General features: G+C 62.7%; 19 protein-coding genes and 1 pseudogene. 11 read left to right on the top strand and 9 right to left on the bottom strand.

The window, feature by feature from the left end; all coding sequences use genetic code 11:
- Positions 1-2 precede the first annotated feature (2 nt).
- Together GTP58_RS07095 and GTP58_RS07090 are read left to right on the top strand one after the other, a co-directional pair.
- Complete coding sequence (locus GTP58_RS07095) at positions 3-3071, top strand: hybrid sensor histidine kinase/response regulator (RefSeq protein WP_161076814.1); 3069 nt, start codon at positions 3-5, stop codon at positions 3069-3071.
- A complete protein-coding gene (locus GTP58_RS07090; RefSeq protein ID WP_072782334.1) occupies positions 3068-3982 on the top strand; it encodes a diguanylate cyclase in 915 nt (304 codons plus the stop codon). The genes GTP58_RS07095 and GTP58_RS07090 overlap by 4 nt, the downstream gene beginning before the upstream one ends.
- Here the strand turns inward: GTP58_RS07090 and GTP58_RS07085 are convergent.
- The 3 genes from GTP58_RS07085 to GTP58_RS07075 are packed head-to-tail and all read right to left on the bottom strand — an operon-like array spanning position 3979 to position 9105.
- Positions 3979-6585 carry a hybrid sensor histidine kinase/response regulator gene (locus GTP58_RS07085; protein ID WP_161076813.1) on the bottom strand — a complete coding sequence of 869 codons (2607 nt, stop codon included), beginning with the start codon at positions 6583-6585 and terminating at the stop codon, positions 3979-3981. The genes GTP58_RS07090 and GTP58_RS07085 overlap by 4 nt on opposite strands.
- A 39-nt stretch (positions 6586-6624) precedes the next feature.
- Positions 6625-7770: a glycerate kinase gene (locus tag GTP58_RS07080; RefSeq protein ID WP_161076812.1), complete on the bottom strand. Its 1146-nt coding sequence runs from the start codon at positions 7768-7770 to the stop codon at positions 6625-6627.
- Positions 7771-7779: 9 nt separating this feature from the next.
- Positions 7780-9105 (bottom strand): MFS transporter, encoded by a 1326-nt coding sequence (locus tag GTP58_RS07075; protein WP_161076811.1) that lies wholly within the window; start codon positions 9103-9105, stop codon positions 7780-7782.
- Positions 9106-9232: 127 nt separating this feature from the next.
- Here GTP58_RS07075 and GTP58_RS07070 point away from each other — a divergent pair, with 127 nt between their 5' ends.
- Both GTP58_RS07070 and GTP58_RS07065 read left to right on the top strand, forming a co-directional pair.
- Positions 9233-10357, top strand: a complete 1125-nt coding sequence (locus GTP58_RS07070) for a sugar diacid recognition domain-containing protein (RefSeq protein WP_161076810.1) — start codon at positions 9233-9235, stop codon at positions 10355-10357.
- Positions 10358-10488: 131 nt separating this feature from the next.
- Positions 10489-11880 carry an amino acid permease gene (locus GTP58_RS07065; protein ID WP_304506173.1) on the top strand — a complete coding sequence of 464 codons (1392 nt, stop codon included), beginning with the start codon at positions 10489-10491 and terminating at the stop codon, positions 11878-11880.
- A gap of 7 nt (positions 11881-11887) precedes the next feature.
- Here GTP58_RS07065 and GTP58_RS07060 read toward each other — a convergent pair whose 3' ends face one another.
- Entirely contained in the window at positions 11888-12847 is a 960-nt protein-coding gene (locus GTP58_RS07060) for a GlxA family transcriptional regulator (RefSeq protein WP_161076809.1), read from the bottom strand.
- Positions 12848-12952: 105 nt separating this feature from the next.
- On the opposite strand from GTP58_RS07060, the gene GTP58_RS07055 reads away from it, so the two are divergent.
- Positions 12953-13501 carry a thioesterase family protein gene (locus GTP58_RS07055; protein WP_161076808.1) on the top strand — a complete coding sequence of 183 codons (549 nt, stop codon included), beginning with the start codon at positions 12953-12955 and terminating at the stop codon, positions 13499-13501.
- Here the strand turns inward: GTP58_RS07055 and GTP58_RS07050 are convergent.
- Both GTP58_RS07050 and GTP58_RS07045 read right to left on the bottom strand, forming a co-directional pair.
- Positions 13494-14180 (bottom strand): pentapeptide repeat-containing protein, encoded by a 687-nt coding sequence (locus tag GTP58_RS07050; protein WP_161076807.1) that lies wholly within the window; start codon positions 14178-14180, stop codon positions 13494-13496. The two genes, GTP58_RS07055 and GTP58_RS07050, sit on opposite strands and share 8 nt — an antisense overlap.
- Positions 14180-14605 carry a nuclear transport factor 2 family protein gene (locus tag GTP58_RS07045; protein ID WP_202413495.1) on the bottom strand — a complete coding sequence of 142 codons (426 nt, stop codon included), beginning with the start codon at positions 14603-14605 and terminating at the stop codon, positions 14180-14182. The genes GTP58_RS07050 and GTP58_RS07045 overlap by 1 nt, the downstream gene beginning before the upstream one ends.
- Before the next feature lie 83 nt (positions 14606-14688).
- Between GTP58_RS07045 and GTP58_RS07040 the strand changes: the two genes are divergently transcribed.
- Positions 14689-15984 carry a sodium:proton antiporter gene (locus tag GTP58_RS07040; RefSeq protein WP_161076806.1) on the top strand — a complete coding sequence of 432 codons (1296 nt, stop codon included), beginning with the start codon at positions 14689-14691 and terminating at the stop codon, positions 15982-15984.
- Between the two features lie 3 nt (positions 15985-15987).
- Here the strand turns inward: GTP58_RS07040 and GTP58_RS07035 are convergent, their stop codons facing one another.
- Positions 15988-17049, bottom strand: coding sequence for a tartrate dehydrogenase (locus GTP58_RS07035; RefSeq protein WP_072782611.1), 1062 nt, complete (start codon positions 17047-17049; stop codon positions 15988-15990).
- A gap of 86 nt (positions 17050-17135) precedes the next feature.
- Here GTP58_RS07035 and GTP58_RS07030 point away from each other — a divergent pair, with 86 nt between their 5' ends.
- Positions 17136-18104 (top strand): LysR substrate-binding domain-containing protein, encoded by a 969-nt coding sequence (locus tag GTP58_RS07030; RefSeq protein WP_373924704.1) that lies wholly within the window; start codon positions 17136-17138, stop codon positions 18102-18104.
- Here the strand turns inward: GTP58_RS07030 and GTP58_RS31795 are convergent.
- Positions 18056-18577, bottom strand: a pseudogene (locus GTP58_RS31795) (hypothetical protein); the annotation flags it as partial. The gene GTP58_RS07030 and the pseudogene GTP58_RS31795 overlap by 49 nt on opposite strands.
- A gap of 115 nt (positions 18578-18692) precedes the next feature.
- Complete coding sequence (locus tag GTP58_RS07020; protein WP_072782369.1) at positions 18693-18929, bottom strand: hypothetical protein; 237 nt, start codon at positions 18927-18929, stop codon at positions 18693-18695.
- 134 nt (positions 18930-19063) lie between these two features.
- On the opposite strand from GTP58_RS07020, the gene GTP58_RS07015 reads away from it, so the two are divergent.
- The 4 genes from GTP58_RS07015 to GTP58_RS07000 are packed head-to-tail and all read left to right on the top strand — an operon-like array spanning position 19064 to position 22162.
- Positions 19064-20098, top strand: a complete 1035-nt coding sequence (locus GTP58_RS07015; RefSeq protein WP_202413493.1) for an acyl-CoA dehydrogenase — start codon at positions 19064-19066, stop codon at positions 20096-20098.
- Complete coding sequence (locus GTP58_RS07010; protein ID WP_202413491.1) at positions 20086-20862, top strand: PIG-L deacetylase family protein; 777 nt, start codon at positions 20086-20088, stop codon at positions 20860-20862. The genes GTP58_RS07015 and GTP58_RS07010 overlap by 13 nt, the downstream gene beginning before the upstream one ends.
- The gene (locus GTP58_RS07005; protein WP_161076804.1) at positions 20859-21470 is read left to right on the top strand and encodes a class I SAM-dependent methyltransferase; all 612 of its coding nucleotides are present in this window, start codon (positions 20859-20861) and stop codon (positions 21468-21470) included. The genes GTP58_RS07010 and GTP58_RS07005 overlap by 4 nt, the downstream gene beginning before the upstream one ends.
- Complete coding sequence (locus GTP58_RS07000) at positions 21467-22162, top strand: glycosyltransferase family 2 protein (protein ID WP_161076803.1); 696 nt, start codon at positions 21467-21469, stop codon at positions 22160-22162. Before GTP58_RS07005 ends, GTP58_RS07000 begins: the two co-directional genes overlap by 4 nt.
- Positions 22163-22177 lie beyond the last annotated feature (15 nt).

Below are 22177 nucleotides of genomic sequence, written 5' to 3'. Positions count from 1 at the left end.
CCATGCTGAAAACTCTGGCCCGCCTGCTGCTGATCCTCGCGCTGACGCTGATGTCCGGCGCAGCCTTTGCCGGTTCTGCACCGTTATTGCTGGATAACGCGCGCGACCACGTCGAAGCATGGCCGGCAGTGAAAGTCATGTCCGATGCCGAGGGCAAGCTGACGCCGCAACAGGCGCTGGCCAGCATCGAGCACTATGCGGTACCCAACTCCGCCTACGCCACGCTGGGCGTACACAAGGACGTCATGTGGCTACGCATTCCCGTCGCCCTGCCTGCGCACAGCGACGGCGAGTGGATACTCAATATCGACTATGCGGTGTTGAACCGGGTGGACATCTACGTCGCCACCGATGGCCAGATCAGGGAACACCAGGTCATCGGCAACCTGCAGCCTGATACCCCGGGCGCGCCACGCGGCCGCACGCCAGCCGCCCTGCTGCACCTCACGCCGGGCAGCGAACACGTACTGCTGCTGCGCGTGCACAACGTCGGCGCCATGATCCTGCCGATATCGCTTTCACGCCCGGCCAGCTTCCATGTCGGCGCGCTCAACGAACAGATGCTGCAAGGCGTGCTGACCGGCCTGAGTCTGTGCCTGCTGCTGTACAGTCTTACACAATGGGCGACGCTGCGCGAGCCGCTGTTCGCCAAGTTTGCGCTGCTGGTAGCCGGCACCACCCTGTTCTCGGTCGAGTTCTTCGGCCTTGGCAATCAATACCTGTGGCCAGACAGTGCCTGGATGAGCATTCATGCGGGCGGCCTGTTCGCACTGAGCGCCTCCTGCGGCGCCTATCTCTTCGTCGAGCAGGCCCTCGCACGCCCCGGCAAGGACCTGATTTTCAGCCGCCTGATGAAGACTGGCGCCGCGCTCTGCGCTGTCAGCGCGCTGGCCTACATGACCGACATCATGAGCGTGGAAACGCTGGTGGTCATCGTCAGCACGCTGGGCGTCATGCCCATGCTGCTGGGCCTTCCGGGCGCCTACTTCCGCGCGCGCCGTGGCGATGCGGTCGGCGTCTACTTCCTGCTCGGCTGGGGCGTCAGCTTCGCCTCGTCGGCAGTACTGAGCCAGGTCGTCAGCGGCAAAGTCGATGCCGGTTTCTGGAGCATGCACGCACTGCAGTTCGGGAATTTGTTCGACATGCTGGTCTTCACCCGCATCCTCGGCCTGCGCACCAAAGCCATGCAGACCGCCATGCTGCGTGCCGAAGAAGCGACGCGGACCAAGTCTGAATTCCTGGCCCACATGAGCCACGAGATCCGCACGCCCATGAATGCCATCATCGGCATGAGCCGCCTGGCCCTGATGACAGAACCGAATGCCAAGCTGCAGAACTACCTCGGCAAAATCCTGGGTGCAGGCGAGCATCTGCTGGCCGTCATCAACGACATCCTGGACTTCTCCAAGATCGAGGCAGGAAAACTGGGGCTGGAATCCGTGCCGTTTGAAGTGCAGGAGATGCTGGACCACCTTGCCAGCCTGACCGTCATCAAATCCGATGCCGCCCGCGTTGAGCTGAAACTGCGTGTGGACAGCAACGTGCCGCCACGCCTGGTGGGCGACCCGCTGCGCCTTAGCCAGATCCTGATTAACCTCACCAGCAACGCCGTTAAATTCACCGAACGCGGCGAAATCATCGTTGCTGTCGATTTGATGGACAAGACCGCAGACACCGTCGCGTTGCGCTTTTCAGTCAGCGATACCGGCATCGGCATGCGCCCTTCCCAAGTGGCGGGCCTGTTCCAGTCGTTTAACCAGGCCGGCGTCAGCACCACACGCAAATATGGCGGCACAGGCCTGGGCCTGAGCATTTCGCGCCAGCTGGTGGAGCTGATGGGCGGCGACATTCAGGTCAGCAGCACGCCAGGCATAGGCAGCCGTTTCAGCTTCATCGTCCGTCTTGGCATCGCCGATCAAACCGTCGCACCGGTGGACTGGCCGCTGGCGCCGCAACAGCCTGCGCGGCCGCTGCGCCGCTCGGACAGCGCCGGCCTGGCGCTGCGCGACCTCTCCTCGCTGGACGGTGCGCGCATTCTGCTGGTCGAAGACAACGCCAACAACCGCGAGGTGGCGCTGGACTTCCTGGCCGCCGCGCGCATGCAGATCGACGTTGCCGAACATGGCGGCGAAGCGGTCAGCATGGTGGAACAAGGAGACTACGACCTGGTGCTGATGGATGTGCAAATGCGTGAGGTGGATGGCCTCACCGCGTCCCGCCGCATCCGCGCCATGCGGCGCTTCGAGCATCTGCCCATCGTGGCCATGACAGCTTACGCGATGGCCGGGGACCGCGACAGGAGTATCGCCGCGGGCATGAACGACCACGTCACCAAACCGATTGTGCCGGAACAGCTGTTCCGCACACTGATCAAATGGATACCGCCTTCGCGCCTGTCCGCCCGCCGCGCGCAGGCCAGCGCCACCATGCAAATGGCGCCACCGCCAATCGACTACGTGGGCGCCACCGCGCCGCTGCCTGCCATTCCCGGCGTTGACTGGCAACTGGCGCTGGACAGTGTCGACCGCCAGCGCGGCCGCCTGGACAAACGCATCCGGGGCTTCCTGCAGGAATACCAACCCGCCGCCCAGACGGTGCGGGAAGCCATGGCTGGCGGCCACCACGACATACTTTTCAGCCTGGCGCATAATCTGAAGTCCACCGCTGCCTACATTGGCGCCTTCCATCTTGCGTCGCAGGCGCAGGCCTTCGAACAAGCTTTGCGCACCGACCGCAAGGATCGATTTCCCATGCTCGCAGCGGAACTGGCGGATGGCCTGGACCTGGTCGTCGGCGGCCTGGCGCAGCTGGGCGAACCGCCAGCACCAACGCGCTACCGCGATGACGACGCAGCCCTGCTCATCTCGCGCCTGGAAGCCTATCTGCGCAGCGACGACGCCCGCGCCGAAGATGTACTGGCCGAACTGCGCGCACTGCCGGTGATGGCGCGCTACCCCGAACAGATTGCCGCCATCAGGCAGGCGGTGGACGACATTGAATATCAGGCCGCCCTGGCGCCATTGGGCGCCTTGTCGCGCATGCTGCACAACGAACTGGAAGAAAGCGCATGAACTTCGCAGGAACCCAAAAAGTGCTGGTAGCCGATGACGACGTCGTCAATCGCCAGGTATTGGCGGAACTGTTCAAGCCCGAGCACACAGTACTGCTGGCAAAGAACGGCGAACAAACGCTGGAACGCGCGGCCCGCCACCTGCCGGACCTGATCCTGCTCGACGTCGTGATGCCGGACATGGACGGCTACGAAGTGTTGCGCCGCCTGCGCGCAGACGCCCAGACTGCGCATATCACGGTGATCTTCATTTCCGGCCTGGGCCGCCCTGAAGACGAAGCCAATGGCTTGAAGATGGGCGCCGCCGATTACATCTCCAAGCCGTTCAACGAAACGGTGGTGATGGCGCGCGTGGCCATGCACTTGCAGATGGTACGCCAGCGCCGCATGCTGGAACATCTGGCCCACGTCGATGGCCTGACCGAACTGGCCAACCGTCGCCGCTTTGACGAGGTGTACGAGGCAGAGTGCCAGCGCAGCCGCCGCAGCGGCCGTCCGCTGTCGTTGGCCCTGCTGGATATCGACGCCTTCAAGCAGTACAACGATTTCTACGGCCATCCAGCCGGCGACCGCGCCTTGCGTGCAGTCGCCCGCACGGCAGCGGCGGGCCTGCGCCGCCCGGCCGACCTGGCCGCACGCTACGGCGGCGAGGAGATCGTGCTGCTTTTGCCGGATACGGAAGCTGCGCAGGCGCAGCAGGTTGTCAACGCCATCTGTGCGGCGATTGTCGATCTGCAGATCCCGCACGAAGCCTCGTCGGTCGCGCCGATGTTGACCGTGAGTGCAGGCGGCGCCACGCTGAACTGCGCCGCGCCGGAAAACAGCGCAGAACTGTTCTCCGTTGCGGATACGCTGCTCTACCAGGCCAAGAAGGCTGGCCGCAACCGCGTGGAGTGGCGCAAGCCCGGCTAGCGCCGTCCGGCGGGAAGATAGCGGACCAACGTCGCGAACATGTGCTCCACGTCGATCGGCTTGGGAATGAAATCGTTCATGCCGGCGCTGGTGCACTGCTCGCGCTCCGACTCCATCACACCGGCCGTCATGGCGATGACGGGCAAGCTCAAACCCAGTTCATCGCGGATTTTGCGCGTCGCGGTAAATCCGTCCATCACCGGCATCTGCACATCCATCAATACCAGGTCATAGCCGATATCACCCAGCAGATCGACCGCCTGCTGCCCATTCTCCGCGACAGTCACCGAGGCGCCTGACTGCTCCAGTATCCCTTTGGCGACGTTCTGGTTAATCGGGTTGTCCTCCACCAGCAGCACACGTACGCCATGCAGGTCAGGCAAGGTGTGTTCCTGCGGCAGCCGGACTGCATCAGGCGTCGGCGCCAGGGCCGTTTGTACGGCATCAAACAGGCTGGAGGCGGTAACGGGTTTGGTCAGAAACGCTGCCGCCCTGGCCTCTGCCATCTCCTGCATCAACTTCCCGCGCGTGTAAGCGTTGACCATGCAGATCACGGGAATCGGCGCCAGCTCCTGGATCGCCCGAATGAGCGCCATGTCTCCCATGCCAGGCAACAGGCTATCGATCAGGACCACATCGTAATGGGTGTCGCTGCGCAAACGGAACAAGGCTTCTTCGCCGGTTGCCGCGCTGTCGCTGCTCCAGTTCCAGGCTTGTATGGTTTTGCTGATGAATGTACGGCTGGTCTGGTTGTCGTCCACGATCAGTGCGTGCAGCTTGCACTGCGGGCGTGGTTCGGTATCCTCGGCCGCTGCAAACGCCAGCGTGAACTGGAATTCGCTACCGATGCCCGGCTCACTGCGGACTTGCATGGTTCCGCCCAGCAGATCGACCAGTCCCTTGGAAATCGTGAGTCCGAGGCCGGTGCCGCCAAAACGCCGTGTAAACGACAGGTCGCCTTGCATGAAAGGAGAGAACAATCGGGACAGCTGTTCATCGCTCATGCCGATGCCAGTGTCGCGCACCGTGAACCTCAGCGCCGATGCATCGCCAGCGCGCTGCACGGATACGGCCACTTCGCCTTTCTCGGTAAACTTGATGGCATTCCCCGCCAGGTTGACCAGGACCTGCTGCAGGCGCAGCGCATCGCCAAACAGCACGCGCGGCACGTCCGGGTCCACGCCGATGCACAGTTCCAGCTCCTTTTCGCCAGCGCTGACGCTCATGATGGTGGCCAATGAGTGCATGACGTCGTCCAGCTTGAAGCGCACCGGATGCAGTTCCACCTTCCCCGCCTGCATTTTGGAGAAGTCCAGTATGTCATTGAGTATGCCCATCAGTGACTGGCCGGAGGCGCGTATCATTTCCAGGTAGCGGCTCTGCTCCTGCGATAGCGGCGTCGTTCCAAGCAAATGCGCCATACCCAATACCGCGTTCATCGGCGTTCGCAACTCGTGGCTCATATTGGCGACAAAGGCATCCTTGGCGGCGTTCGCCGCTTGCAGTTGCTGCGTACGCTCTTCAATTAGGTTCTCCAGATGATTGCGGTGCGCTTCAAGTTCCTGCTCCACCTGCTGCAACGTGTGGATGGCATCGTCGGCCTCACGGAACATCGGGCGCTCGCTCAACTCGACCTTGCCGCGCCCTCCGAGCGCCAACGCCGCCGCCGACAGCGTCGCCACGGCTCGCCCGATATTGCGGGCAAATACCCAGGCCACGCCAAAGCCGGCCAACAGCAGCAGCGCCACCACACAGCTGATCCACTTGATCGACGCCAGCATCTCGGATATCACCACGCTGCGCGGCACACCAATCACCACGGTCCAGCCGCTGGTCACCGAGCGGCTATACATGGAATAGACCGGAACACCTTCCAGCGTAATAGACTCGATGGCCGCTTCCGGTTTGAGCGGCATCTGCGCCAGCAGCGTTGCCGAGCCTTTTTTGCCGACGAACTTTTCCGGGTCGCGGGAGCGCGCCACAATCACACCCTGAGAATCGAAGATACCAACCACGCGATCTGGCGACAGCCGCTGCTCTTTCAGCACCTGCCCCAGACGCTCCGGCACAAAGGCCACCGAAATGCAGTAGACCACCTTACCATCGCGCAGCACCGGCGCGTGAATGGCGACCAGCGGCCGTTTCAGCGCGCCGCCAATGAATACATCGGAAATGACTGGTTTGCCGGTGTCGAATACCTTGCGTATGCGCGCCGCACTGCCGGGGTCAGGTAGCAGCCCACCGTAAGGACGCACAGTGTTCAGCAGCTGCACCGAATTGCGGTCATGGAGAACAAAATTCAGGCCGGGGAATTCAGGACGCAGCGCGCGCGTGGCTTCGGCGTGGAACGTGGCGAAATCACCTTTATCCAGGCTGGGGGACTGCGCGAGCGCCAGCGCTACCGAAATGCCGGTATTGAGGTCGCGGTCCACCGCGTGGATCAGTGCGCGCGCCGTAATCAGCGTATCCCGCCTGATTTGGTCTCTTTCACGCGCGATGAAGTGCGCAGTCAGCAGCGAAAAGCCGACGATGGCCGGCAAGGCACAGGCCCAGACCAGGCTGTAGATCCGCACCTTAATCGACGGCCGTTCGCCTCGCGCCATAAAAGTGTGCCCCCATGACCTCTATGGGAAACTACTCTATCACAAGCCCAGCCCCGCCCCCAACCGTAGCGTGGCGGCGATGTTGCGTGCCGCGCTACGCACATTGACGGCCGCCGCAGCCAGTGCTTCATCCACGGTACACGGGCGGCTGACCGCACCGAATACCGCCTGAATCCCATGCTCATGCACAGCCGCCGCGCCAGTGGACAAGGAACCGGCAATCGCAATAACCGGTTTGCCATGACGCTGGGCGACACGGGCAACGCCGATCGGCGTCTTGCCATGGATGGTCTGGCCGTCGATGCGGCCTTCGCCGGTGATGACCAGATCCGCAGCGGCCACCGCTGCATCCAGCCCGACAGCGGCGGTGACGATTTCACTGCCGGGCCGCAGCTGTCCGCCCAGGAACACCATCATGGCCGCGCCGATGCCGCCGCCCGCGCCGGCACCCGGCACGTCGGCCACCTGCCGCCCCAGGTCGCGGGCGATAATGCTGGCATAGTGGCGCAGGTTATCGTCCAGCGTTGCCACCATCTCAGGCGTCGCGCCTTTTTGCGGTCCGAAGATGGCGGACGCCCCTTGCGGCCCGACCAGCGGGTTGCTGACATCGCAAGCCACATCAAACGTGCAGTCCTGGATGCGCGGGTCCAGCTCCGACAAATCGATGCGGTCCAGCAGGTTCAGTGCACCGCCGCCCGGCTCCAGGTTGGCGCCCGCCGCATCGAGCAGGCGGCCGCCCAGCGCTTGCAGCATGCCCGCGCCGCCGTCATTGGTGGCGCTGCCGCCGATACCGAGCACGAAACGGCGTGCGCCGGCGTTCAACGCATTCAGTATCAGCTGGCCCGTGCCAAAGCTGGTGGTGCGCAGTGGATTGCGCTGCGATGGCAGTACCAGCTCAAGGCCGCTGGCCGCCGCCATCTCGATCACGGCGGTCTGGCCGTCCCCCATCAAACCGTAGAAGGCGGATACCTGCGTACCCAGTGGCCCGGTCACCTGCAAGGCGACACGTTTGCCGCCGCTGGCATCGATCATCGCCTGCACAGTACCTTCTCCACCATCGGCGACCGGCAGCTTTACGTACTCCGCATCCGGAAAGACTTCCCGAAAGCCTGCCTCGATCTCGTTGGCCACAGCCAGCGCGGTCAGGCTCTCCTTAAAGGAATCGGGCGCGATTACAATTTTCATCAGGTGCTCTTAGCGATTAACGAGTTTGGCGGGAATACGCAACACCAGTATCGCACCAAGCAGCAGCACGCTGGACAAAATATACAGCGCCACGTCGGTGCTGTTGGTCGCGTCCTTGATCCAGCCCACCAGGAACGGGCTGACGAAACCGGCGATCTGGCCCAGCGAGTTAATCAGCGCCAGCCCGCCCGCCGCTGCAGCGCTGCCCAGGAAGGCCGCAGGCAGCGACCAGAATTGCGCCAGTGCCGCCAGTGCACCCATGGTCGCCATGCTCAAGCCGATCATCACGATCAGCGCATTGCTGGAGAAGTTCGCCGCCATCATCAGCCCGATCAGGCCCATGACCATGGGCAGCGATACGTGGAAGCGACGCTCGCGGCGCTTGTCGGCCGAACGGCCTGCCCAGACCATGAACACGGCAGCCGCCAGGTAGGGAATGGCGCTGAGCCAGCCCACCGTCACCGCGCTTTCGAAGCCCAGCGATTTGATGATCGATGGCAGCCAGAAGTTAATCGCATACACGCCCATCTGGATGCAGAAGTAGATCACGCCCAGCATCCACACACTGCCGTTGCGCAGCACTGCGCCAAACGACTGGCCCACGTTGCTGGTGGCGGCGCGTTGCTGTTCGTCGGCAGCCAGCGCGGCCTGCATGGCGTTCTTCTCTTCGCCGCTCAGCCACCTGGCCTGGGCGATACCGTCGTTGAGGTAAAAGTACACGCATACGCCTAGCACCACGGTCGGCAAGCCTTGCAGCAGGAACAGCCACTGCCAGCCCGCCATGCCACCCTGGCCGGACGAGAAATGCGACAGCATCCAGCCCGACAGCGGGCCGCCAATCAGGCCGGAAATCGGAATCGCCGACATGAACAAGGCCATTACCTGGCCGCGTTTCTGGGTCGGGAACCAGTGCGTGAAGTACAGCACCATGCCCGGGAAGAAGCCTGCCTCCGCCACGCCGGTAAAGAAGCGCAACACGTAGAAGGAGGTTGGGGTAGCCACGAACAGCATGGCGGCAGACAGGGCGCCCCACGCCACCATCATCACCGAAATCCAGCGGCGCGCGCCAATCTTATGCAGGATCAGATTACTTGGCACACCGCTCAGCACATAGCCAATGAAGAAGATCCCGGCGCCCAGGCCGTAGACCGTATTGCTCAATTTGAGCGCATCCAGCATCTCCAGCTTTGCAAAGCCGACGTTGACGCGGTCCAGGTAATTGAACAGGTAGCAGACGAAGATAAACGGAATCAGGTGCCAGCTGGCTTTTTTATATGCGCCATCCAGAACGGACGCCGCCGGCCACGCCTGTACGGTGGTGGTGGAAGTGCTCATGCAGGTCTCCGGTGTTTTAATAATACGCCGATTATCTGGAATCGATCACAAAAAAGCACTAGCCAACCGCCCAAATATGGGCGCTGGATGGCACCATAATTTGTGCATATACCCTAAAATCATCGGTATGAATATACTGAGCACAGAGCTGGCGCAGGACATCGTCACCCGCACCATGCGTATCATCCCCTACAACGTCAACGTCATGGACGCCAATGGCAGCATCATCGCCAGCGGCAATCCGGCGCGCATCGGCGAACTGCATGCGGGCACCCTGCTGGCGCTGGCCAAGAAGCTCACGGTGGAAATTGACGATGCCAGCGCCCGGAATATGCATGGCGCCCAGCCCGGCATCAATTTGCCGCTGACGGTCCACGGTCAGTTGTGCGGCGCGGTCGGTCTGAGCGGCGCGCCGGACGAGGTGCGCCAGTTCGGCGAGCTGGTACGCCTGACCGCCGAGATGATCCTGGAACAGGCCCAGTTGGCGGGCGAGCTGCAACGGAATGCGCGCTACCGCGAAGCCCTGGTCCTGAATCTCATCAACGGTGAACATGCCAATCCGGCCGACCTGGCGGCATGGGCGCGACGGCTGGACGTGCAGTTCGAGCGACCGCACGTGGTCTATCTGCTGGAACTGGACGACAGCAACGCCGCCGCCACCGATCTGCAGGCACTGCAACTGCGCCTGCAGGCGCGCGCCACCGCCTTGCTGACCGCAGCCGCCGGTCCGCATGAGCTGGTGCTGCTCGATTTCTACGACGCGCCGGGTCCCGGTCCCGACAAGCAATTGCTTGCGCTTGCCGCCCTGCTGCGCGAACTCTGTCCGCAGCCGCACAAGCTGACCATGGGCATTGCCATGCAGGACATGGAGGGCGTGGCAACCTCGTATCAGAGCGCCAAGACCGCCGCCCGGCTGGGCCGCGCGCGCCATCCGCGCCGGCACCAGTACAGTTACTACGACCACGTCCTGCCTGTACTGCTGTCTGGCCTGAACAGTGGATGGCAGGCCGCCCAGCTGCGCGCGCCCATGGAAAAGCTCGGCAAAAACCGGGAAATGCTGCAGCGCACCCTGACCTGCTGGTTTGCCCACGACGGCCATCCGGCCGCCACGGCGGAGGCGCTGCACATCCACCGCAACACCCTGGATTACCGCTTGCGCCGCGTCGGCGAGATCACCGGACTGAATTTAACTCGGTTGGAAGATAGATTTTTACTCTATATTTCAGTACTCTTGTCCAGTCCAGGAAGCTAGTGATACACAAAATACAACAGCTTCGGTATAGCGTATAGCATTGATGTATGATCTGCGCTTGCCCGATTTGGCTCACGAGGCCGTCGCCGGGAGACACGATGGAAATTAAAAAATAAAGCACTGGAGCTATTTTGAGCCTTTTTAGAACGAAGAATCTTGACGACATGATTGCCGTCGCCCGTAAACCGGGCGGTCTGGCAAAAGTACTCGGTCCTATGGACCTGATTTTGATGGGCATCGGCGCTATCGTCGGCACGGGCATTTTCGTGTTGACCGGCACGGGTGCTGTTACCGCTGGTCCCGCATTGACGCTGTCTTTCGTGGTGGCCGCCATCGCCTGCGGCTTTGCCGCGCTGTGTTACGCAGAATTCGCCTCCACCGTACCGGTGGCTGGCTCCATCTACACCTATTCCTACGCCACGCTGGGTGAACTGGCGGCCTGGATGATCGGCTGGGACCTGCTGCTGGAATATGGTCTCGCGACGTCGGCCGTGTCGGTCGGCTGGTCGGGCTACTTCCAGTCGCTGCTGTCTGGCTTTGGCTGGAAGCTGCCGATTGAACTGACCGCCGCACCGGGCGCCCTTCCCGGCGTGACCACCTTCATCAACCTGCCAGCACTGTGCATCATGATGCTGCTGACCGGGATGCTGAGTCTCGGCGTGCGCGAATCGGCGCGCATGAACAACATCATGGTAGTCATCAAGATCGGCGTGGTGCTGCTGTTTATCCTGGTTGGCGCACGCCACGTCACGCCGGCCAACTGGCAGCCATTCATGCCCTACGGTGTCAACGGCATGCTGAGCGCTTCGGCGCTGGTGTTCTTCGCCTTCATCGGTTTTGACGCCGTGACCTCGGCGGCGGAAGAAGTCAAACGTCCGGAGCGCGATCTGCCGATCGGCATTATCGGCTCGCTGGCCGTATGCACCGTGCTGTACGTGATCGTCTCGGCCATCATGACCGGCATCGTGCCGTTCAAGGAGTTCCTGGGCATCGACCACCCGGTCACGCTGGCCCTGCAAAAAGCCGGTGAAAACTGGTTTGCCGGCTTCGTCGACCTGGGCGCGATCCTGGGCATGACCACCGTGATCCTGGTGATGGCATTCGGCCAGACCCGCATCATCTACGCCATGTCGCGCGACGGCCTGCTGCCGGCGAAGCTGTCGAAAATCCATCCGCGCTACCAGACCCCGTTCTTCTGCACCTGGCTGGTCGGCATCGTGTTCGGTGTCCTGGCCGCGCTGGTGCCGCTCAACGTACTCAATGAACTGGTGAACATCGGTACCCTGGCGGCCTTCAGCCTGGTCTCCATCGCCATCGTCATCCTGCGCAAGACCCGCCCTGACCTCAAGCGCGCCTTCCGCTGCCCTGGCGTGCCGGTGATTCCTGCACTGGCGGTGATCTTCTGCGTGACGCTGATGTGCTATCTGAGCTGGTTCACCTGGGTCGCGTTCATGATCTGGCTGGCAATCGGCCTGGTGATCTACTTCGGCTACGCCCGCAAGCACTCGCTGCTGAACAAGTAAGCCCTCCCTATGCTGCCCGCGGCTGGAACTTCTTCCGGTACGACGCGGGCAGCAGTCCCACCCGCTGCTGGAACAGGCGGCGGAACGAATTACTGTCCTCATACCCTACTTTCAAGGTAATGCTGTCCAGGCTCATACGCGTGGATTCCAGCAGGTGCTTGGCTTTCTCAAGCCGCAGCGTTTGCAGGTAGGCCAGCGGCGTGTAGCCGGTCGCCTCCTTGAAGCGGCGCATGAAATTGCGCACGCCAAAGCCGAAGCGCGGCGCCAGCGCATCGATCAGCAAAGGCTGGTCGTAATGCTCATCCAGCCAGTTCTGCACGCGCAGGATGTCGGCATCACCATGGCTCTTGGGCATAGACCACATCACGTACACGGACTGCTCGCTGCGCGCATGGTCGATCAGCAGATAGCGGCTGCATTTCTGCGCCAGCTCCAGCGAGCCGTAACGGCGCATCAGGTGCAGCAGCAAATCCATCGCCGCTGTCGCACCGCCACTGGTGATGAGGCGATTGTCTTCGCACAGGTTCTCGCGTTCATCCATGCGGACATCCGGATAGCGGCGCCGGAACAAATCCGCAAAGGCCCAGTGTGTCGTCGCGCGGGCGCCGGACAGCAAGCCCGCTTCCGCCAGCATGAAGGTTGCCGTGCACATGCTGGCCAGTACCGCGCCTTGTGCATGCTGCTTGCGCAGCCAGTCGCCATAACGTCCAAAGCCCGGCAAGGCTTCGCGCAGCGTGAACAGAAAACCGGGGATCAGCACCAGATCGGTGTGCGGAATGTCAGCCAGCGCGGCATCCGCCTGCAAAGTCTGGCCGCGCAGCGTGTCCACCGGCTTGCCGTCCAGAGAAGCGGTCACCACATCGAACACCGGCGCTTCGGCGAACATATTGGCGGCGGTGAGCAGTTCCAGCGCAGTGGTGGCGCTGGCGGCCGAACATTGGTCAGTCAGGAGTAAGGTCAGGTGCATGGCGGGAGGTTTGCAGATTTCGCATGAAAAAAGTCATTTCTGCACCTACCTTATCAGATTCGCCTCGCATATAGTGGTGGCCGTGCTCTACTCCCTGCTGATACGATGAATCTCTGGTTTCGACTGATTATGATGCTGCTGCGCCGTCCATGGCGCAAGCCCGCCGATCCTTTTTCCACTACCGTGGTGCGGATGCGCGTGTGGCCGCTGGACCTGGATCTCAACCGCCACGTCACCAACGGCCGCTATTTCACGCTCGCGGACCTGGGCCGCATGGACTACGTGCTGCGCACGGGCGCGTTCCGCACCGCGCTGCGCCACAAGGCCGTGCCCATCGTGGGCGACGCCTGGGGCAAATTCCGCCGCGAACTCAAGGTATTCGAGTCGTTTGAAATCCACACCCGCATGCTGGGCTGGGACGACAAGTGGAGTTTCCTCGAACACCGCTTCGTCAAGGATGGCCGTGTCGCCGGCGTGGTGGTGATGCGCGGCGTGTTCCGCTCGTCCAAAGGCACGGTGAAACCGGCCGACATCGTGCGCGATCTTGGCGTGCCGGATCAGTCGCCGCCGCTGCCACTATGGCTGTCGCAATGGTCGGACAGCTGCGACGGCATGAGTATGCAGCTGCGCGACGAAGAAGCCGGCGCTACCTGACAGCCAGCCCCATCTCCTGCAGGAAGCCTGCGGCTTGCGCCAGCGAGATTGTGGCGCCCTTGAACAGACCAGGTTCGGTCAGCTTCAACCCTTCCATATTGGCGCCGCGCAGGTCCGCGCCCTGAAACTTGGCCAGCTTGAGCGTGGCGCTGCGCAGACTGCCGCCTTCAAACAAGGCTTCGCGGAAATCGCAACCGGCCAGATAGGCGTCGCTGAAATCCAGCTCCTTGAGGATCGCTTTGCGGAACGAAAAGCCGCGCAGGTCCGCGCCCACCAGCAGGCATTCCTCAAAATGGATGCCCAGGTGCGCCGCCTCCTCAAATGAGGCTCCGGTGAGTTTGCAGCCATGGTAGGCGGCCGATGCCAGCTTGGCGCGGCGCCATTTGCTGTTATTGAGATCGCAGGCGTCAAAGCGCGCGTCCACTGCATCCACCGACTCCAGATCGGCGCCGCCGGCGCGGCAGCGCAACCAGTGCGTGCCCGCCAGCTTGCAGGCAAACAGGATGGTGTCGGTAAAAGTACAGCGGTCAAAGACACAGCCTTGCAACTCAAGGCGAGACAGGTCTTCCCCGTCAAAGCCGCAGCTTTCAAAACGGCGCACGCCCAGTTCCAGCTGCGCTTCCAGTTCGGCGCGCGACAGCGCCACGCCGACGACGGCGTTGATACTCGATTCTTCCATCACTTCAGATTCATGGTTTGTACCGACAGCAGCTTACACTGACCTGCCACGTTCACGTAAGTACGCATGAACTGGTAACGGTTAGTGCGCCAGGTCGTGCCATCCGCATTCCATTGTTCCGTGGTGCTCACGCCGCGCAGCACCACCGTGTCGCCCTGCGTATGGGCATGCACATCGCTGGTGAAGCGCGCTTTGTAGACCACCGGTTTGGCCAGCCGCGCCAGCAGGCTGTCGCGCGATTCGATCTGCGAACCCAGTGTGTGGACCCAGACGTAATCCTCGGCCAGCAGCGTTTTCAGGAAAGCGGCATCGCCCACGCGCAGCGCTTCTTCGTACTGCGTATCGCGCTCGATCAGGGCGGGAACGGGCAGGCACGGCGCGGCCGCAGCCAGCACGGGCAGCATCGCGACAAACGAAATCAACATTTTAGTCATCATATGACCAGTATAACCGCGCTTGGGTGCCCTGCCCCACAGACAGCCGGAATAAATGCTTTTAGTCTGCAAGAATGAACACCAATCAATGGTTCTTACTGGTGGGCTTGTTAATGCTGGCGCGTGGTCTTGCCGTGACCACCATTTCGCGTTCACCCTTCACCTCCGCCATCGTCTATCTGGGCGTGGGGATACTGCTCGGCCCCAGCTTCCTCAACATCTTCAATTTCGACCCGGCCGAGGAATCCGCACTGCTCAAGATGCTGACCCAGGTCACACTGCTGATTTCCCTGTTCTCCGCCGGGATCAAGATGCCGGTGCCGTTCAAGCTCGCACGCTGGGACGCCTCGATGCGGCTGGCGTGGATATCGATGTCGCTCACGGTCGGACTGGTCGCACTGTTTGGCTACTTCGTGTTGCGCCTGCCCGCCGGCGCTGCCGTGCTACTGGGCGGAATACTGGCCCCTACCGATCCGGTGCTGGCCACCGACGTGCAGGTGCGCCATGCCGGCGACAAAGACCAGCTGCGCTTCACACTGACCTGCGAAGCCGGCATGAACGACGGCAGCGCTTTCCCGTTTGTGCTCCTGGGCCTGGGCATGCTGGGCATCGGCGACACCGGCGAGCATCACTTGCGCTGGCTGCTGGTGGACGTCATCTGGGGCACTGCGGGCGCGGTGGCCGTCGGGGCGCTGTTCGGTGCGGGGCTGGCGCGCCTGAGCTGGCGGCTGCGCATTATCGAGCCACGCCACGACATCATGGACGATTTGGTGGGACTGGGTTTGATCGCCGTGGTGTTCGCCGTGGCGAACCTCATCAAGGCATCCGGCTTCCTGGCGGTGTTCTTTGCTGCCGTCGCCTTGCGTCGCACGGAGCTGGTGCTGGCCGGTGCACCGCGCGACCGCCATGGCCTGCTGGAGCCAGACGTCGCCAAATCCGAAGTCGCCAGAACCAGTGAGACAAACTCCCCGCCACTCACCGTGAGCACCGAATCGCTGGTGTTCAAGGAGCACCTGGAGCGCCTGTCGGAACTCACGCTGGTGCTGCTGTTAGGCGGCATGATTACGCTCCAGCGCCTGCCTTACGAAACGATAGGCGTAGCGCTGTTCCTGTTCGTGGTGGCGCGGCCGCTGTCCGTGTACCTTGGCCTGATCGGCAGCGCCACCAGCATGCGTATGCGCGCCATGACCGGCTGGTTCGGCGTGCGCGGCATCGGTTCCCTGTTCTACCTGGTGTTTGCGATAGAAGCCGGCCTGCCTGATGATCTGGCCAACCAGCTGACCGGCATTTCGCTGGGCGTCATCATGCTGTCCATACTGGTGCATGGCTTCAGCGTCAAGCCGCTGATGCAAACCATCTGGCGCCGCTGACCGTCAGATGATGGCGGCGATCGCCTTGCCGACCTCCGTGGTCGTGGCGGTGCCGCCCATGTCCGGCGTGCGCGGACCATCGACCAGGCAGCGCTCCACCGCAGCGACGATCGCATCATGCGCCTCCTTGTGGCCCAGGAAGTCCAGCATCATCGCGCCGCACCAGACCATGGCGATGGGATTGGCGATATTGCGGCCATAAATATCCGGCGCCGAGCCGTGCACCGGCTCAAATAGCGACGGAAAGATACGGTCGGGGTTCAGATTGGCCGACGGCGCGATGCCGATGGTGCCCGCGCATGCCGGCCCCAGATCGGACAGGATATCGCCAAACAGGTTGGATGCTACCACCACATCAAAACGCTCCGGCGACAGCACAAACCGCGCCGCCAGGATATCGATATGGTATTTGTCATGCCGGACTTCCGGATAGCTCAGCCCCATCGCATCCACGCGCTCATCCCAATACGGCATGCTGATCGAAATGCCGTTGGACTTGGTGGCGGAAGTCAGGTGCTTCTTCGGCCGCTGCTGCGCCAGTTCAAAAGCAAACTTCAGCACGCGGTCCACGCCGGTGCGCGTGAAGATGGATTCCTGTAGAACGAACTCGCGGTCGGTGCCTTCGAACATGCGGCCGCCGACGCTGGAGTATTCGCCTTCAGTATTCTCGCGCACGATGTAGAAATCGATATCGCCCGGCTGTTTGTTCGCCAGGGGACAAGGCACGCCGGGCAGCAGACGCACCGGCCGCAGATTGATGTACTGGTCAAACTGGCGGCGGAACTTCAACAGCGATCCCCACAGCGACACGTGGTCCGGCACCGTCTCCGGCCAGCCCACGGCGCCAAAGAACAGCGCATCAAAGCCCTTGAGCTGATCCATCCAGTCGTCCGGCATCATCTTGCCATGCTGGAGATAGTAGTCACAGCTCGGCCATTCAAACGTGGTCCATTCGATGCCGATGTTAAAGCGGCGCGCAGCGGCTTCCACGGCGCGTATCCCTTCCGGCATGACTTCCTTGCCGATGCCGTCGCCCGCCAGCACCGCGATTTTGTGTACTTTCATGACAGCTCCCTTCATCGAAAGTAGCAGCATAGTGCTTTTTCCATCGTTTACAATGCACCATATTGTGATTCAATAAAACACATATCGTGAACAATCGTATCGACAACGAGGATCTGCGCGTCTTTACCGCAGCAGCACGCAAGGCCAGCTTTGCGGCGGCCGCCGAGGAACTGGGCATGTCGCCCGCTTATATCAGCAAGCGTATCGGCATACTGGAACAGATGCTGGGCGTGCGGCTGTTCCACCGCACCACGCGCCGTGTCGTCGTCAGCGAGGACGGCGAACGCGTGTACGCGCATGCCATGACCATCCTCGAGAACCTCGACAGCCTGCTGCACGAAGTCGCCGAACGGCGTGATGTGCCGCGCGGCCTGCTGCGCATCTGTAGCAGCTTTGGCTTCGGTCGCAATGTGGTGGCGCCGGTGGTGGCGCGCCTGGTTGCGGCGCATCCGTCGCTGCAGGTGCGCTTTGAAGTGTTCGACCGGCTGGTTGATATTGTTGGCGAAGGCTTTGACCTGGACATCCGCGTCGGCGACGATATCGCGCCGCATCTCATCGCGCGCAAGCTGATGTCCAATCACCGCATTTTATGCGCGTCACCTGCGTATCTGAAGCAGCACGGCACGCCGCGCAGGCTGCAAGAACTCGCAGGCCACAACTGCCTGGCGATCAAGGAGCGTGATTTGCCGTTTGGCGTGTGGGCGCTGCGTTCCAGCAGTGGTAGCGGGAGTGGCGGCGCTGCCGAGGAAAGCGTCAAAGTCACCGGTACGCTATCGTCCAACCATGGCGAGATCGCGCTGCAATGGGCTGTGGAAGGCGCCGGCATCGTGCTGCGCTCCCGCTGGGACGCGCAGCCACACATCGACCGTGGTGAACTGGTGCAGATCCTGCCGCATTACACGCAGAGCGCCAATGTGTGGGCGGTCTATCCTCAAAGGCTGGCCGGGTCGGCAAAGGTGCGCGTCTGCGTGGAGTTCCTGGAGCGGCAGCTCGCCATCAGCAAAAGCCCAAACAGCATCATGCCCCACGTGGATGGTTCCGGCACGGGATTGTAGATGCCATTCCCGGCGTACAGCACGTTCTTGGTGCCAGGCCCGAAATAAGAGATCAGCGCGAAGTCGGCATCCGCATCGCCACCCAGTACCTGCTTGACCGAGGTGAGGGCCAGGCCGTTTTTGCCGACGATAGTCCAGCTGATCTCTTTCGCGCAGTAGTAACACGTGAAGCCGGATTCGAAATTGCCCAGCAGGGTGCCGATCGAAAAAATATCGTCAGGACTGGAGGCCAGCGCGCCAATATCCTTGATGTCGCCCGTAGAGAGGACATAGTCCCTGGTCAGCAGGTGCTCCCTGGAGTCGAAACCAAACTGGAACGGCTGGCCGGATAACGACACCAGCGTCCCCTTTACCGTGCCGTCGGATTGCAGCACAAACGACACATGCCCATTGCTGGCGCCCACCTTGCCGTATTTATTGATATTCAGTTCCGCATCATAGCGGTCAGCGTGCGCGGCGCCCGCCAGCAGCATCAGCGCAGTCGCCAGTATCCACATCATCTTTTTCATGCAACTCTCCGTCCACAGGAATGATGGCGGAATGATATTGATGAATCAGGCGCTTGTCTGTCGCACAAAAGTGCTACAGCTAGTCCTGGTCGGACTTCAGCACACCGCGCACATTGGTCACCGCAAGGCACAGCTGCAGCACAATCAGCGCATACGCGCCATCGGACCAGCCCCACGCAATCCACATGGCGTTACTCAGCAAGAAGGCATAGAAGCCGATCTTGCGGCGGGGTAGCGATCTGGAAGCGACCAGCAGCCCCGCCAGCACGGTGACCACCATCGCCGGCCATTGCAACAGGTCCAGCCAGGCATCCATAGATTTCTTCCTTTTGATTGTGCGCCAGTTGAGGATCGCCTATCACGCGCTGCCAGTATGTGCGTCAACGCACGGCGTACGGTGGTGCCACGCTCCATCATGCAGACAGCCTCAACGCATTACAGGAATAGCGCATGCCTGATCCGCACTCCCAATTTCATCGTCAGCCTGCCACACAGCGGCACGCGCTGGCACTCGCGCTGGCCGCGCTGGATGCTCAGCAGACGCCCGGCGAGCAGTTGAAACAATTGATCGCTCAAGGCTTTGACCAGCTGCCTTTGCCCGGCCATGGCGCCACGCTACAGCGCTGGCAATGCCTGGCGCTCGTGGCTGGCTATGATCTGGCTTTGCTCAAGCTGTATGAAGGCCATACCGACGTACTGGCGATACTGGCCGAGCTGCGCGGACCGGAACATCCTGGCGCATCGTGGGGCGTATGGTGTGCCGAGCCACCCAACGCCGCAGTGACGCTGCGCCAGACTGGCGACGCCCAGTACGTGCTGGCCGGACGCAAACAATGGTGCTCCGGCGCCGCCGCACTCAGTCACGCCCTGGTCAGCTGCCTCGATGCCAACGGCGAGCGCCGGCTGGCGGCTGTCGCCTTGCGCGGCCCTGGCGTGACGATCACGGATGAAGGCTGGCATGCGGTTGGCATGGCAGCTACTGCCAGCGTGGATGTGCTGTTTGACGACGCGCTGGCGACACCCGTCGGTGCACCAGGCGCCTATCTGGCGCGGCCGGGATTCTGGCATGGCGGCGCCGGTATCGCAGCCTGCTGGTACGGCGCGGCGCAATCGCTGGCCGATCAGCTGCACACCGGCGGGCCGGATGCCGACCCTCATCGCCTCGCCCATCTCGGCGCAGTGGACATCGCCATGAGCGCAGCAGCCGCGCTCCTGCGCCAGACCGCAGCAGCGATCGACGCCGCACCACAAGCCGATGCGGCACTGCCCGCGCTGCGCCTGCGTCTCGCAGTGGAAGCTGCGGTCAACACTGTGCTGCACCACGTGACCAGGGCATTAGGCGCCGGACCGCTGTGCCGCAACGCGCATTTTGCCCGCATGGCGGCAGACCTGCCCGTATTCCTGCGCCAGAGTCATGCCGAACGCGATCTGGCATCGCTGGGCAGCATGCTGGCGCGCCAGGAGGCCTCGCCATGGGCGCCGTGATTGCAGAGCAGCCCCTCATCACGGGCCATGGCACACCCGAATCGGCATGGCAGGCATGGAGCCGGCTGGCCGATCTCCCCGTCACCATCGCTGCGCAACTGGTGCCGCCCAACAGCCGCGCGGTGATCGTCGCGCCGCATCCGGACGATGAAGTGCTGGCTTGCGGCGGCCTGCTGCAGCAACTGCATGCGCAAGGCAGCCATATCGTACTGTTGGCGGTCACCGATGGTGAGGCCAGCCATCCCGGCTCGCGCCGGTTTTCCACCGGTGATCTGGCGCGGCTACGGCCACGGGAAACCGAGGCCGCACTGCAGGCGCTGGGCCTCAGCGACAGCACCGCCATCCGCAGCGTACGCGCCCACCTGGCGGACGGTCGCGTCAACGCCAGCATGGACCAGCTACACAACCTGCTGCTGCAACTGCTGCGCCCGGGCGATGTCGTCTTCGTTACCTGGCGCCAGGACGGGCATCCCGATCACGAAGCCTGTGGCCTGGCGACTGCGCTGGCCGCGCGCGCCTGTGGCGCCACCCTCGTCGAGACACCCGTCTGGACATGGCACTGGGCAGCGCCTGGCGACCGCCGGGTGCCGTGGCATCGGGCAAAACGGCTGTCGCTCACCGCGGAGCAGCTGGAAGGCAAGCGCCGGGCTGCCGCCTGTTTCACCACACAGCTCCATGCCGAACCGGAAACCGGTCACGAAGCCGTCCTGCCACCGCATGTGCTGGCAAGGCTGCTGCGTTCATATGAGGTCTACTTCACATGAGCACAGCCCATTTCCAGAAACTGTATGAACAGGCTGACGATCCGTGGCAGGTCCGTCAACGCTGGTACGAGCAGCGCAAACGCAGCCTGCTGCTTGCCAGCCTGCCCGCGCCGCGCTACCGCCACATATTTGAACCCGCCTGCGGCAATGGAGAACTGACGGCAGCATTGTCCGAACGTGCCGACCGTATCACAGCCAGCGACGTATCGCCGGCAGCAGTCGCGCTCACACGGCGGCGGATCACCACGGTCAACGCCAGGCAGGTAGCCACCGTCGAGGTGCAATGCCAGCATCTGCCGGGCGAGTGGCCCAGTGAGCAGTTTGATCTCATCGTCATCAGCGAGATGGCGTACTACCTTCCGCCCGCCGACCTGCCGCTATTGCTGGAACGCTGCCTGCGCACCCTGGCGCCCGGCGGTGCGGTCGTGTTGTGTCACTGGCGTCGTCCCTTTGCCGACCGCCTGCTGGACACAGACGCCATCCACGCGGCATTCAACGCCAGCCCGGCCTTGCATCGCATCGTCAACCACCAGGAAGCCGATTTCCTGCTGGATGTGTGGTCGACCAACCCGCACTCCGTGGCCCAACATGAAGGAATCTCGCCATGATAGGCATTATCATCCCCGCCCATAACGAAGAACGCTACCTCGACGCCTGCCTGCACGCCGCCCGCATCGCGGCCGGGCATTCCGCGTTGTGCGGCGAACCGGTACGCATCACCGTCGCGCTGGACAGCTGCACGGACGGCTCGCTCGCCATCGTCGCGCAGCACGCCGCGCAGGAACAAGGCATCGACGGCATCTGCGTAGACGCACATAACGTCGGCATCGCGCGTGCGGCCGGCGCCCGCCATCTGCTGCAATTCGGCGCACGCTGGCTGGCCTTTACCGACGCCGATACACAGGTTTCGCCGGACTGGCTGGTGCAGCAGCTACGCCTGAACGTGGACGTGGTCTGCGGCACCGTCGCGGTGGACGACTGGTCGCCGCATCATGACGACGCTGAACTGCTGCGCAATCACTTCCGCAACAGCTACACCGACGCCGATGGCCACCGCCACATCCACGGCGCCAATCTCGGCGTCTCAGCTGCCGCCTACCTGCGTGCGGGCGGCTTCGAACCGCTGGCCTGCAGCGAAGACGTGGCACTGGTGGAAGCGCTACAGCGCAGCGGCGCCCAATTCGCCTGGAGCGCTGCGCCGCGCGTCAACACCAGTGCGCGCCGCGATGCCAAGGCGCGCGGCGGCTTTGGCGATACCCTGATACGTTATGCAGCAACCGCACGCGCGGCAACCGCCTGACCGCACTGCCGCGGC

The organism is Duganella sp. CY15W (assembly GCF_009857555.1).
GTDB classification, from domain to species: Bacteria; Pseudomonadota; Gammaproteobacteria; order Burkholderiales; family Burkholderiaceae_D; genus Rugamonas; species Rugamonas sacchari.
The sequence above is the reverse complement of the archived record's forward strand: the minus strand, read 5'-3'. Positions and strand labels throughout refer to the sequence as shown.

Bases quoted from the DNA above. Each gene is read 5' to 3' on its own strand.
- GTP58_RS07095 (WP_161076814.1), top strand. From the start codon at position 3: ATGCTGAAAACTCTGGCCCGCCTGCTGCTGATCCTCGCGCTGACGCTG.
- GTP58_RS07090 (WP_072782334.1), top strand. From the start codon at position 3,068: ATGAACTTCGCAGGAACCCAAAAAGTGCTGGTAGCCGATGACGACGTC.
- GTP58_RS07085 (WP_161076813.1), bottom strand. From the start codon at position 6,585: ATGGCGCGAGGCGAACGGCCGTCGATTAAGGTGCGGATCTACAGCCTG.
- GTP58_RS07080 (WP_161076812.1), bottom strand. From the start codon at position 7,770: ATGAAAATTGTAATCGCGCCCGATTCCTTTAAGGAGAGCCTGACCGCG.
- GTP58_RS07075 (WP_161076811.1), bottom strand. From the start codon at position 9,105: ATGAGCACTTCCACCACCACCGTACAGGCGTGGCCGGCGGCGTCCGTT.
- GTP58_RS07070 (WP_161076810.1), top strand. From the start codon at position 9,233: ATGAATATACTGAGCACAGAGCTGGCGCAGGACATCGTCACCCGCACC.
- GTP58_RS07060 (WP_161076809.1), bottom strand. From the start codon at position 12,847: ATGCACCTGACCTTACTCCTGACTGACCAATGTTCGGCCGCCAGCGCC.
- GTP58_RS07055 (WP_161076808.1), top strand. From the start codon at position 12,953: ATGAATCTCTGGTTTCGACTGATTATGATGCTGCTGCGCCGTCCATGG.
- GTP58_RS07050 (WP_161076807.1), bottom strand. From the start codon at position 14,180: ATGGAAGAATCGAGTATCAACGCCGTCGTCGGCGTGGCGCTGTCGCGC.
- GTP58_RS07045 (WP_202413495.1), bottom strand. From the start codon at position 14,605: ATGTTGATTTCGTTTGTCGCGATGCTGCCCGTGCTGGCTGCGGCCGCG.
- GTP58_RS07040 (WP_161076806.1), top strand. From the start codon at position 14,689: ATGAACACCAATCAATGGTTCTTACTGGTGGGCTTGTTAATGCTGGCG.
- GTP58_RS07035 (WP_072782611.1), bottom strand. From the start codon at position 17,049: ATGAAAGTACACAAAATCGCGGTGCTGGCGGGCGACGGCATCGGCAAG.
- GTP58_RS07020 (WP_072782369.1), bottom strand. From the start codon at position 18,929: ATGGATGCCTGGCTGGACCTGTTGCAATGGCCGGCGATGGTGGTCACC.
- GTP58_RS07015 (WP_202413493.1), top strand. From the start codon at position 19,064: ATGCCTGATCCGCACTCCCAATTTCATCGTCAGCCTGCCACACAGCGG.
- GTP58_RS07010 (WP_202413491.1), top strand. From the start codon at position 20,086: ATGGGCGCCGTGATTGCAGAGCAGCCCCTCATCACGGGCCATGGCACA.
- GTP58_RS07005 (WP_161076804.1), top strand. From the start codon at position 20,859: ATGAGCACAGCCCATTTCCAGAAACTGTATGAACAGGCTGACGATCCG.
- GTP58_RS07000 (WP_161076803.1), top strand. From the start codon at position 21,467: ATGATAGGCATTATCATCCCCGCCCATAACGAAGAACGCTACCTCGAC.